The sequence below is a fragment of the Peribacillus deserti genome, assembly GCF_002863585.1.
Lineage (GTDB): Bacteria > Bacillota > Bacilli > Bacillales > DSM-1321 > Paraperibacillus > Paraperibacillus deserti_A.
Genome location: NZ_PGUY01000002.1, coordinates 42,597 through 54,545, shown reverse-complemented (window position 1 = coordinate 54,545; position 11,949 = coordinate 42,597). Strand labels below are relative to the sequence as shown.

General features: G+C 45.8%; 12 protein-coding genes. All 12 read right to left on the bottom strand.

The window, feature by feature from the left end; all coding sequences use genetic code 11:
• Nucleotides 1–4: 4 nt before the first annotated feature.
• The 12 genes from CUU66_RS00595 to CUU66_RS00540 all read right to left on the bottom strand — a co-directional run bounded on the left by CUU66_RS00595 (nucleotide 5) and on the right by CUU66_RS00540 (nucleotide 11,941).
• Entirely contained in the window at nucleotides 5–376 is a 372-nt protein-coding gene (locus CUU66_RS00595; protein WP_101639745.1) for an ATP synthase subunit I, read from the bottom strand.
• A 7-nt stretch (nucleotides 377–383) separates the two neighbouring features.
• Entirely contained in the window at nucleotides 384–605 is a 222-nt protein-coding gene (locus CUU66_RS00590) for an AtpZ/AtpI family protein (protein ID WP_101639894.1), read from the bottom strand.
• Between the two features lie 222 nt (nucleotides 606–827).
• Complete coding sequence (locus tag CUU66_RS00585) at nucleotides 828–3,008, bottom strand: S8 family serine peptidase (protein ID WP_101639744.1); 2,181 nt, start codon at nucleotides 3,006–3,008, stop codon at nucleotides 828–830.
• Between the two features lie 249 nt (nucleotides 3,009–3,257).
• Complete coding sequence (gene wecB / locus CUU66_RS00580) at nucleotides 3,258–4,403, bottom strand: non-hydrolyzing UDP-N-acetylglucosamine 2-epimerase (protein WP_101639743.1); 1,146 nt, start codon at nucleotides 4,401–4,403, stop codon at nucleotides 3,258–3,260.
• A 20-nt stretch (nucleotides 4,404–4,423) separates the two neighbouring features.
• A complete protein-coding gene (gene upp, locus CUU66_RS00575) occupies nucleotides 4,424–5,053 on the bottom strand; it encodes a uracil phosphoribosyltransferase (RefSeq protein WP_101639742.1) in 630 nt (209 codons plus the stop codon).
• 407 nt (nucleotides 5,054–5,460) lie between these two features.
• Nucleotides 5,461–6,702: a serine hydroxymethyltransferase gene (gene glyA, locus CUU66_RS00570; protein ID WP_101639741.1), complete on the bottom strand. Its 1,242-nt coding sequence runs from the start codon at nucleotides 6,700–6,702 to the stop codon at nucleotides 5,461–5,463.
• A 169-nt stretch (nucleotides 6,703–6,871) separates the two neighbouring features.
• Nucleotides 6,872–7,438 (bottom strand): TIGR01440 family protein, encoded by a 567-nt coding sequence (locus CUU66_RS00565; protein WP_101639740.1) that lies wholly within the window; start codon nucleotides 7,436–7,438, stop codon nucleotides 6,872–6,874.
• Between the two features lie 37 nt (nucleotides 7,439–7,475).
• The gene (gene rpiB, locus CUU66_RS00560) at nucleotides 7,476–7,922 is read right to left on the bottom strand and encodes a ribose 5-phosphate isomerase B (protein WP_101639739.1); all 447 of its coding nucleotides are present in this window, start codon (nucleotides 7,920–7,922) and stop codon (nucleotides 7,476–7,478) included.
• Nucleotides 7,923–8,069: 147 nt separating this feature from the next.
• Nucleotides 8,070–9,359, bottom strand: a complete 1,290-nt coding sequence (locus CUU66_RS00555; protein ID WP_101639738.1) for a methyl-accepting chemotaxis protein — start codon at nucleotides 9,357–9,359, stop codon at nucleotides 8,070–8,072.
• A gap of 24 nt (nucleotides 9,360–9,383) precedes the next feature.
• Nucleotides 9,384–9,824: a low molecular weight protein arginine phosphatase gene (locus CUU66_RS00550; protein ID WP_101639737.1), complete on the bottom strand. Its 441-nt coding sequence runs from the start codon at nucleotides 9,822–9,824 to the stop codon at nucleotides 9,384–9,386.
• 119 nt (nucleotides 9,825–9,943) lie between these two features.
• On the bottom strand, nucleotides 9,944–10,501 hold the full coding sequence (locus CUU66_RS00545; RefSeq protein ID WP_257967865.1) for a manganese efflux pump MntP: 558 nt from the start codon (nucleotides 10,499–10,501) through the stop codon (nucleotides 9,944–9,946).
• 393 nt (nucleotides 10,502–10,894) lie between these two features.
• On the bottom strand, nucleotides 10,895–11,941 hold the full coding sequence (locus CUU66_RS00540) for an L-threonylcarbamoyladenylate synthase (protein ID WP_101639736.1): 1,047 nt from the start codon (nucleotides 11,939–11,941) through the stop codon (nucleotides 10,895–10,897).
• Nucleotides 11,942–11,949 lie beyond the last annotated feature (8 nt).

The window sequence follows — 11,949 nt, the reverse complement described above, 5'->3', positions numbered from 1 at the left end:
TTATCTACTTTTGACGTAAGTGTTGGATAAAAAAATCTATAATAATGACAAAGTATATTGTCATTAATCCAATGATTACACTTCCTAAATGCAGGGCATCCGGAAATTGAAGGGCCACCGATACAGCAAGGGCTGCGGTTGCCATCCTGGAAAGCGTTCCTACGGATTTCATCTTTGTGCCTTCCATAGCTGCTTTCGTCAGTTTTCGATTCTTGCTGACCATTGTCCATAAAAGGAACAAACTTAAGCAGGTTCCGAAAGCCAATCCAAGAAAAACAGGTTTATAGGGTGTGAACCCCCAGCCTAATACATAAAAAGCTACTAGGTAGATGATGTACTTAAGCTCTCTGTAAAACATCTTATCAAGATCAAACATTTGGATTTTAATCTCCCGAGAAATAGTGCCGGACTGTGCGGAGCATGGAATAAATTCCGGCCGCAAGCCCTAAAAGAAGGCCAATGATTAGAAAAAGCGGTTCGGTATGTGCCGTCTTATCGATCCATCTTCCACCGAAGATGCCTATCACGACGGAACCTACTAATTGAGAAAGGATGGCAGACATTAGAGCCATCGCTTTTAATGGGTGGCGTTCTTTCTTGCTCATCTTTGTTTCCTCGCGGTTATTAGTGGGCAGAGGCTGTATTTTCCATTCTACTTTTCCACAGACAGAAAAAAGGAGAATTTCCATGAAAACCCTACCATTCATACCCTTAAAAGCATACAATAGGTACCTTTTAATGTCAATGAATGATAGGGTGAAAATCTAGATGTATAACGGGTTTTTAACAATTGTTCACATTTTTATCATTTTTACAACTTTTCTGTGCTAGTTAATGGAAATAGCACGTTCAATCCGGTCCTCCCTGCCCGCTTTTCTGGCAAAAATTACTGCGATATACTCTCCTTTTGGCGGCAGCTTTTCCTTTTTGACTTCCTTTCTGATCATTCCTCTTGGCGCATTTGGCAGCCAGTCCAGGAAGCCGGCAAATCTATAGCTGTCCTTTGCATATAAGGCAATTCCCATCTCATCAGCTCCGCCCGGGAGATATAATTCATATCTGTAATCGGCCGCTCTATCACCGGGAACAAATTCGAAGCCCATCACCCGCGGGTAATTGGGTTCATGGATCGTATATAAATAAGGAAGAGAAATCTTTTTTGCGCCTTCCATAACCGTAAGGTATCCGTCACAGACGGCTGCTTTCCTTTTCCTTGTATCAAGTGCAAGCTCAATCGTAACTTTCTTCCGTTCTCCCGCTTCAAGGGTAAACGCAAATGGCGTCCTCCAGACCATTCCGGGCTGAAGCGGAGGCTGTATGACTGAATAATGCTTTGCGCTTGAAGAAGAATTTTCTATTATTATGGCAGCTGTCCGGGTTCTCCTTTTACGATCGAATTTTAACGTCAAAGAACTGGGATAAAAGAAAGTGTCCGCTTTCGCCGCTTCCTGAAGCCGTACTCTCCCAGCCCCCTGTTCATAGGTATGGTACTTGTTTTGATTCCTTTTGAGCTGTGTGGCCGTCGTCATCAACGCGGATTTCATCTGGTCCGGAGTCCAGTCAGGATGCGCCTGCTTTAAAAGCGCGCATGCCCCCGCAATATGCGGGGCTGCCATACTCGTTCCATTCAAGGAAAGATATCCTTCCGGAATGGTGCTCTTAATCCCGACACCCGGTGCCACAATATCAGGTTTGATCATCCAGGTAGAGGTGACCGGACCTCTTGAACTGAAATCTGCAATCTGATCTTTCTGTATTTTCATGACTGTATGGATATAGTAGGGCTTCGTTTTCAATAGCAGCTTCCCCTCTTCTCTTGAGAGTGTAGCTGCGGCAATTTCGGCTTTCTTCTCAACTCTTCCAAAAAAACTGCCTTTCGTATTGTTATAAATGAGAACCGCAGAAGCTCCTGCTTCGGCTGCATTTTCTATCTTTTCGGCGAATGAAATTTCTCCTCTTTTTATGAGGACCATTTTGTTTTTCGCCTGTTTAAGCTGTTTTGGCAGCCCCAGCCCTCCGTCTATCAGTCTTCCGGAATAGTTTGCAAGCCAGGGCCTGGAGCCGGATATAGGGAAAATGGGGATGGTTTTTCGGGATCCTCCTAATCCTGCAGAAATAAACGGCGCCTTGGCGGGTGGTGTAGAGGCACCTACTGAAATGGCCCTTGAAGAGGTGCCGGGAGAGCCGACAGTCCACATACCCGGTCCAGAATTCCCATTGGAGGCTACTGCCGTGATTCCTAATGCTGCGGCACGGTCTAAGGCTTTGCTGATCGGAAGGTCCGGCCCATTCACCCTATTTCCAAGGGAAAGATTCAGCACATCCACTTTGTCCTTAACCGCAAGTTCAATAGCCTGAAGAACCTTTTCCGTTGTCCCCTTACCGCCTGGACCAAGCGCTCTGTACACATAAAGTTCCGCTTCAGGTGCCACGCCCCTCAGTTTACCGTTTGCCGCAATAATCCCAGCTACATGGGTACCGTGCAGCGTACCTTTATTACCTTTCGCCTCCATAGGGTCTCGATCTCCATCCACCAGATCATATCCCCCTTTATAGGACCTCCTTAAATCCCGGTGATGATAATCTATACCTGTATCGATGATGCCTACCTTCACCCCCCTGCCGGTAAGCCGCTCGTTCTTTTTATTAAACAGCCCTCTTATGGCATCACCGCCGATAAAAGGAACACTATCCTCGATATCGGCCTCATAAACAGCAGATTCTGAAACACTTGAGATTCTGGAGTCCCTTTTTAGCCGGTCCACATCTTTTCGCCTGCCTTCTATAGAAAACCCATTTAAGGCATGGGAAAAAACCCTTCTTAATCTAAGTGAAGGATACTGCTTCAGGATGACGCCAGGATCGGCTGAAACTTTATCAAATACGGCAATCGCAATAACCCGCTCTTCGGCGAACTCAGCCCCAATCGGCGGAATCCTGACCTCAGCCGACACATACGTCTGCGGCAAACACAAAAACACAAACACAAACACCAACAACCGCTTCATCAATAAAAACCCCTTCCTTCCCATAGAATCTGCACCTTTTGCGAGAGTATACGGGAAATGGGGGACTGTCCCCCATTTCCCGTTGATATAGCAAGGTTTTGGGTTCGGGAAATAATGAAATGGGGACTGCCCCCGTTAGCGTTTGGCCGTGATTGCTTGTTGGCGCTTGTCCGCAGCTGTACCGTTATCTTAGCTCGTTTTATAAAATTACAAGAGCCGCCCTCACATATTGAGGGCGGCTCGGTATCTTTACAATGTTAACGGTTCAGGCCGTTTGCTGGTTTGGTTGAAGTAGTAGCGGATGGCCTCGCAGATTCGCTTGGATGCCCGGCCGTCACCGTAAGGGTTGGAGGCTCTGGACATTTTTTCGTACACTTCTTCGTTTGTCAGCAGTTCTTTCGCCATACTGTATATGACTTCTTCATCAGTACCGGCGAGCTTTAAAGTGCCTGCCGCAATTCCTTCGGGACGTTCCGTGGTGTCTCTTAATACGAGCACCGGCACGCCAAGGGACGGGGCTTCCTCCTGGACTCCTCCTGAATCAGTCAAAATCAGGTGTGCACGTGATGCAAAGTTATGAAAATCAAATACATCCAGCGGCTCAATCAAATGAATACGCTCATCTCCGCCGAGAATACGGTTTGCAATTTCTCTTACTGCCGGATTCAGATGGACAGGGTACACCACCTGGATATCCTTATGATCCTCGACGATCCGCTTAACCGCCCGGAACATATTCTCCATCGGTTCCCCGATATTCTCTCTACGGTGAGCGGTAAGAAGGACCAGCCGATCGTTTCCGACTTTAGACAGAACACTGTGTTCATATGTATCCCTCACTGTTGTGCTTAGGGCGTCTATCGCCGTATTGCCTGTAACGAAGATACTTTCTTCTTTTTTATTCTCATCCAGGAGATTATGGGCTGACTTTGATGTGGGGGCAAAGTGAAGATCCGCGAGCACCCCGGTCAGCTGCCTGTTCATTTCTTCAGGAAAAGGAGAATACTTATTCCACGTCCTTAGGCCAGCTTCTACATGTCCCACGGGAATCTGGTTATAATAAGCGGCCAGACTGGCAATGAACGTGGTCGTCGTGTCTCCATGAACCAAAACGATATCAGGCTTTGCCTCTTTCATGATTCCATCCAGACCTTCCAGTCCCCTTGTTGTAATATCCACAAGTGACTGTCTGTCCTTCATGATGTTCAAATCATAATCAGGTGTAATGGAGAACATGTCCAATACCTGATCCAGCATTTGGCGATGCTGTGCTGTCACGGTCACAATGGATTCAAAGCTTTCTGGATCTTTCCCGATCTCAAGCACAAGGGGCGCCATCTTAACGGCTTCCGGCCTTGTCCCAAAGATGGTCATTACCTTGATAGGCTTTTTCATCTTCTTATCCCCAATCTGTATTACATTGTGCCGAACAAACGGTCTCCTGCATCTCCAAGTCCAGGTACGATATATCCTTTTTCATTCAGCTTTTCATCAAGGGCCGCAATATAAATATCTACATCTGGATGTGCTTCCTTCAGCGCTTCTACTCCCTCTGGAGCAGCGATCAGGCACATGAAACGGATACTTGTAGCGCCGCGCGTTTTCAAAGAATGAATAGCAGCCACTGCTGATCCTCCTGTTGCAAGCATCGGATCTACTACGATAAAGTCCCTTTCCTCTATGTCGCTTGGAAGCTTCACATAGTATTCTACCGGCTGAAGTGTCTTTGGATCGCGATAGAGCCCGATATGTCCAACCTTTGCAGCAGGGATCAGCTTCAACATGCCGTCAACCATACCGATGCCGGCACGTAGAATTGGAACCAGTCCAAGTTTTTTTCCTGCCAATACTTTTGATGTGGCTCTTTGTACCGGTGTGTCAATTTCAACCTCTTCCAGTGGAAGATCACGTGTTATTTCAAAGGCCATCAATGAGCCCACTTCGTCTACCAGCTCACGAAATTCCTTTGTACCAGTTTTTTTATCTCGAATGTATGTAAGCTTGTGCTGAATTAACGGATGATCAAATACAAAAACCTTACCCATGGAGATCGCTCCCTTTTTATTATTTTAACTTGCAACGCTTCCGACTTATTTTACAGAAAAAAATTCATTTCATCAATCATGCCGATAAAGATCCTAATAGTTGGGTAAAAAAACCAATTCCCCTGGCAACATAAGACGCTAGCGCCTCCTTCAATCGGCTAAATAAATAAAATTGCACATTTCTTATCATATACAAAAGCCGGCCTAACATGAACTCTACCCCAATTTTTAGACATCCCTAACAATTGGAGGTGTTTATTTTGGCAAAATTTACAACCCAGGAGAAATTATATAGGGCAAAACTAAAAGGCCTGAGCCCGGTTCAGTACCGAGTTCAGGCCTTACTAGATGCCTAACCTGAGTTAATGACTTTACGGGGTCACTTCACAATCAGGCCGGCTTTCATTTTACAGCTCTTTATATAAAGTAAATTTGCTTGTTAAATTTTCAACGCGGATTCTCGCTTCATTCAGCTTTGAGTCATCCTCAGGATTGTTCAAAGCAAGAGCCATAATGGACGCGATTTCATCCATATCTGTTTCTGTAAATCCACGGGAAGTTACAGCAGCCGTACCAATGCGGATTCCACTCGTTACAAATGGACTCTCGGGATCAAATGGGATGGTATTCTTATTAACCGTAATCCCGATTTCATCTAAAACATGCTCTGCTTTTTTACCGGTCAAGTTCATGGAACGGACATCAACCAGCAATAAGTGGTTATCTGTTCCGTCAGAAACAAGTGTAAAGCCTTCTTTCTTAAGACCATCCGCAAGGCGCTTTGCATTTTTAATAATGTTTTCGGAGTACTCTTTAAAGGAATCCTGGAGAACTTCACCGAAAGAAACAGCCTTGGCAGCAATGACGTGCATAAGCGGACCGCCCTGGATTCCAGGGAAAATAGATTTGTCTATCTTCTTGGCAAACTCTTCTTTGCACAAAATCATACCGCCGCGGGGGCCGCGAAGTGTCTTATGAGTCGTAGTGGTAACAAAATGAGCGTGCGGAACTGGATTCGGATGAAGGCCAGCTGCTACCAGACCGGCAATGTGAGCCATATCGACCATTAGGTATGCTCCCACTTCATCAGCGATTTCCCGGAAACGCTTGAAGTCAATTTCGCGGGGATACGCGCTTGCTCCAGCGACAATCAGCTTCGGTTTATTTGCACGTGCTTTTTCCAGTACGTCATCATAGTTGATGCGATGAGTCGTTTCATCCACACCATACTCGACGAAATTGTATTGAACACCACTGAAATTTACCGAGCTTCCGTGTGTAAGATGACCTCCATGAGAAAGATTCATACCAAGAACCGTATCGCCAGGCTCAAGAATCGTAAAGTATACGGCCATATTTGCCTGCGCACCTGAATGGGGCTGTACATTAGCATGCTCGGCACCAAAGATTTCTTTTGCACGGTCACGGGCAATATCCTCAACCACGTCAACGTGCTCGCAGCCGCCGTAATAACGTTTGCCAGGATATCCTTCTGCATATTTATTAGTCAAAACAGAGCCTTGGGCTTCCATAACTGCTTCACTGACAAAGTTTTCTGAGGCAATCAATTCAATCTTTGTCCGCTGGCGCTTCAGTTCATCCTGAATGGCACTAAAAACCTTTTCATCCTGCTGAGCTAAATGTTTCATGTAAATCCCCCTCATCTTTCCGCTAATAATCAGTAAAACCCGCACATTTCTATTAACACCACTTATAATCGTGCGACTTTTTTAAAACTCACTTTTTATTTTACCATCAATATAACGACTGCGACAACGCTAACCTGAGTTAACTATTGCGATCCTGCCCACCAACGGATCAGGAGTAACAAGCCCGGTTCCCGCCAATCAGCTTTGGCCTCGTCCTTGCCATTGTGATATTCGCATGCCCTACCTGTTTCTGCCTGCTTCTGACAGGAACAGCTACATGCTTCAAATGCATACCGATAAAGGTGTCCCCAATATCAATTCCGGCGTCCGCTTTTATGTGTTCTACGACTACGGCTTGATCCAGACTGTTAAAAGCGCATGTAGCCAGTGCACCGCCCGCTTGTCTGATCGGAATCACTGTCACTTCATCCAGCCCTCGTTGTTCGGCTGTTTCCCTCGTTATAACGAGAGCCCTATTCAAATGTTCACAGCATTGAAAAGCAAGCTGCACGCCAGTTTTTGCTTGGAACTGCTTCAGTCCGTGAAAAAGCATTTCCGCTACCTCATTTGTTCCGGCTGTTCCAATATGTTTGCCGATTACCTCGCTCGTACTGCAGCCGACCACGAGGAGTTTTTTTTCATTTAAGTTTGCATGTTCCTGTAAATCATCGAGTGCCTCAAGAAGCTGCTGCTGCCACAGTGTAAGCTCTTCCTCTGCTATTCTATATTCTTCCATACAGTGAACTGCCTCCCTTTAGAGTGCGGGGCTACTTTTATAGATTTTTCGCCTCGTATTCGGTAATTTTTCCAACACGCTTTTCATGCCTGCCGCCTTGATACTCAGTGGTCAGCCAAATTTTCGCTATATCGAGCGCAAGTCCCGGTCCTATGACTCTTTCTCCCATCGCTAAAACATTGCTGTCATTATGTTCACGCGTCGCTTTTGCACTAAAGGTATCATGTACCAGGGCACAGCGGATTCCTTTTACTTTATTTGCAGCGATGCTCATTCCAATTCCTGTACCGCATATCAAAATTCCCCGGTCAAATTCATGATTTGCAACTTTTTCCGCTACGGGAAGCGCATAGTCTGGGTAGTCTACCGATGTATCACATTCACACCCAAAATCTTCGTATGGAATGTCCATCTCGTCCAATAGTTTCTTAATCTCTTCCCTTATCTGGATACCGCCATGATCTGAAGCAATCGCTACCTTCATGCTGTCCCCTCCGATTTAGTTCTATTAATCCTACATTTATTTTGCCACAGCTCTCTGAAAATATAAAGCTGGCTGGATTGAAGCTCTGATGATTCCCGGGAACAAAAAAGCCTGGATAAAGGGCAATCCCTTTATCCAGGCATATTCTTACATTTGAAAGCGGGTAATGGTTTCTTTCAGCTGTTCAGCTTGTTGTCTCAGCTCGCTGGCCAATCCTTCCACATTGGTAATCACACGTGCTTGATCTTCAGTTGCAGAAGCCACCTGCACCGCTCCTGCTGATGTTTCTTGGGCAATAGCCGCTACTTCCTGGGACTGCGCGGAGGTTTCCTTGATGCTTTCCATCTGCTGATCCACAAGTTTAGTAATATCACGGACCGCTTCTGCCACATTATTCACAGATACCGTCATCTCTTCTATCACTTCATTAGTTTTTGTACCTTTGTTCGCTTCTGTCTTTGCAGACTCGACTTGTTCAGTGATTTGTTTAACCACACCCTGCACATCCTGCTGAATGTTCTGGATCAGCGAGGAAATTCCTTGTACAGCTTTGGCACTTTCATCAGCCAGCTTCCTTACTTCCTCAGCTACAACGGCAAATCCCTTGCCATGTTCCCCGGCACGGGCTGCTTCAATGGAAGCATTCAGAGCCAGCAGATTGGTCTGTCCTGCAATATCACCCACAAGCTGAATGATCTGCTCGACTTTTTTGGCATTTTCCTCAAGGCGCTTAACAGCGTCAAGAGATTGGATGCTGTCGTCTGCCAGCTGCTGGATACCGGATATCAAGGAATGGATGACCTGTTTGCTTTGAACTAATTCCTGTACCATTTCAGATGATTTTTCTGATGAAGAGTTGGCCTTATCCTGCACATCTCTTGCCAGGGTAATGACTTCTTCTACCGACTCTGCCGTTGTTTGGATGGATGCAGCCGAGTTATCTGCCCCAAGTGAGATTTCTCTGATTGCCCTTGAAATCGTTTCTGCCTGCTCAGCTGCCCTCGATGATTCTTGGGAAATATAAATCACTTTATCATTTGTCTCTTTAAAGTTTTGGTCGATCTTCTGCACCATGTCGCGCAGGTTATAGAGCATATTATTGAAGGCTTCCCCTAATGAACGGATTTCATCATCAGACTTTGAAAGCTTAAGGTCTTCTGACAAGTCCCCGCTCGCTGCCTTTAAGGCGGCCTGCTCTAATCTTTGAAGCGGTTTTGTCAAAAAACCTGCCGCAAAAAACGCTAGAATACCTGACCAGGCAATTCCCAGCAGTAAAATAATTATGTTAAATAACCCTTCATTTAAATAGTTACTTACAAAAGGATAGATTCCATAGATGAATAATGCACTCGTAGAATACGTAATAATTGCAAGGAGCGTTGTAAAAATTACAAGCTTCTTCCGTAATCCAAATTTATACCGTTTCTTCCCCGCCACTCTCTTCTCCCCCAATAATGCCGATTATTCCTGCAGTCTATGGACCATACTTTTGATCACAGCCTGCAATTCTGAAAAGGTTTCCCTATATATATCGGCAGATCCACCAAAAGGATCAACTATATCGGAGCTTTTTTTATCTTTTCCTGCAAATTCTTTTAGAGTGAACGTTTTGCCCGCTGCATCCGGGTAATTAATGATCAGGGTGGATTTATGGCTTTCAGTCATGGTGAGGATATAAGTGGCCCACTTCAGGTCCTGTACATTGATTTGTCTGGAAAAGTGATTATGCTCAATCGAGTTTTCATCCAGTACAACTTTGGCATTATACGACGCCTCCTGCCCTTCCATGGCATAGACCCCGGCTGACCGAACCTCGACTCCCGGCAGATTCATATTCTTCAAAATGGCTTCAGCCATCGGACTTCTGCAAGTATTTCCTGTACATACAAATAGTATATTCATAATCGGACCTCCTTCTAGATTCCATTATTCCCTAGAACATATTATATAAAAAAATAAGACAGCTTGTCTTTAGCTGTCCATTTATTCTGTAGTATGTAAATGATCGATAAGGCTCTTTATCATAAAAACAATCGTTCAATTCCCAGCAGTTTAATACCGAACGCAAACAAAATGGCCCCGCCAAGAAGCACGCTGTATTTCCCAAGCATACCCTGAACCCTTTTGCCGAGCAGCAGGCCGGCCCAGGTTAATAACGCTGCAGCTGTTCCAAAGCAAACCAGCACCAATACGGTTTTCGCTCCGTATATCCCAAGTGTCAGTCCAACAGAAAAGCTGTCCAGGCTCACACTCAAAGCAAAGACAATCATCCCAAATCCGACCGGAGCGATCAACGAATCGCCGCTCCCTTTAAGACCCGTAATCAGCATCTGGATTCCTAATATTATCAGCAAAATACCGCCCGCATACCCCGCAAACGTTCCAAACGTCCCAGAAAGGAACCTCCCGCCCGCCATGCCCAAAAGCGGCATTAATATATGAAAAAGACCCACTGTCATCCCAATTAAAAGAACCCTTCTCCATCCCATACGGAACATCCCCATGCCCAGGCCGATCGAAAACGCATCCATTCCCAGCGCAAACGCCATAGACATCAAGGCAAACAACTCACCCATCATCCCCACAAACCCTACCCCCTCGGACTAGCCTGCTTTATACATATGCCCGTCCCACCCCAAATAGAACTATGGGGACTGTCCCCCATTTCCCGGATTATTTCCCATCGGGCGAAATGGGATGGTGTTGTTGGGAGGGTAGGCTGGGCTGGGGCTGTTCGGCGATTTCGCTTTGGGCTTTTTGGCTGGCTGGCAGAGTTTTCTAGCCTCTAATTATCAAGAAGCTGCTGATACCTTTATTGCCCCCATTTTATAAAATTTAACTTAATCAGAGTGCTAGGTTCTGTAATTAACATATGGCTAATCCCAAACAGCATAAATACTACGCCGGCAGGCTTAGAAATTTGGCCTTTTACCTCCATACTAAAAAGGATCCCTAATAAGGAATCCTATTCGTTATTTCTCTTCAATAATCCGATGCCCTGCCGCTTTCGTCAGCCTATTCATAATAGCCTGGCCGATTCCTTCTACGGGAAAGACTTCGCCAAAAATGCAGTCCACTGGGAGTGTATCGAATTTTCTAAGAGTATCATATAAGCCGGCTGCTACGGTCGCCAGGTCCTGACTCGTCCCAGCAGACAAGACATGGTCAGCTTCATAGAACGCAGCATGTTCCTCTGTTGTGAACACACCCACCCTCAGGCCCTCCGCTTTGGCTTCGTTGACCAGGGTTTGTAAAAATTCCGGACTCCCCTTCACCAGGCTGAACTTTGCCTGCGGGGCATAATGGGTATATTTCATTCCCGGTGATCTCGGAGCTTCTTTTATATTGGAAAGAGAGGGATCATAGGAGACCTGTCCGATTGCGTCTTCAAGCTGTTCTCTCGTGATCCCGCCCGGCCTTAATATGACAGGCACCGCTTCTGTACAATCGAGCACAGTCGATTCGACTCCTACGCCTGTTGCGCCGCCGTCCACAATTCCGGCTATTCTGCCGTTCAAATCCTGAAATACATGATCCGCAGTTGTCGGGCTTGGTTTTCCTGATGTATTGGCACTCGGCGCTGCAATCGGCAGGCCGCATTTCTTTATCAATTCAAGCGCGACAGGATGGTCAGGCATCCGGATTCCGACTGTCTGCAGTCCTGCCGTTACGAGACTGGATAAAGTGTCTTTCTTTATTTTAAAAATAAGCGTTAACGGCCCCGGCCAAAATCGCTCGATTAACATTTCGGCTTGTTCTGGTATTTCTTCTACAATCTCGTTCATTTGCTCTTTTGAAGCGATATGTACAATTAAAGGATTGTCACTGGGACGGCCTTTTGCTTCAAAAATTTTCTTAACAGCTTGATCACTTTTTGCGTTAGCGCCAAGTCCGTATACTGTTTCAGTAGGAAAAGCGACTGTCTCATTCTGCTGAAGCAATTCGGCTGCTTCTTCAAGCTGTGAATAACTTTCTGAGTTGTCCACATTTTTATCCACTGTCCAGTATTTTGTCTGCATATTCAGCA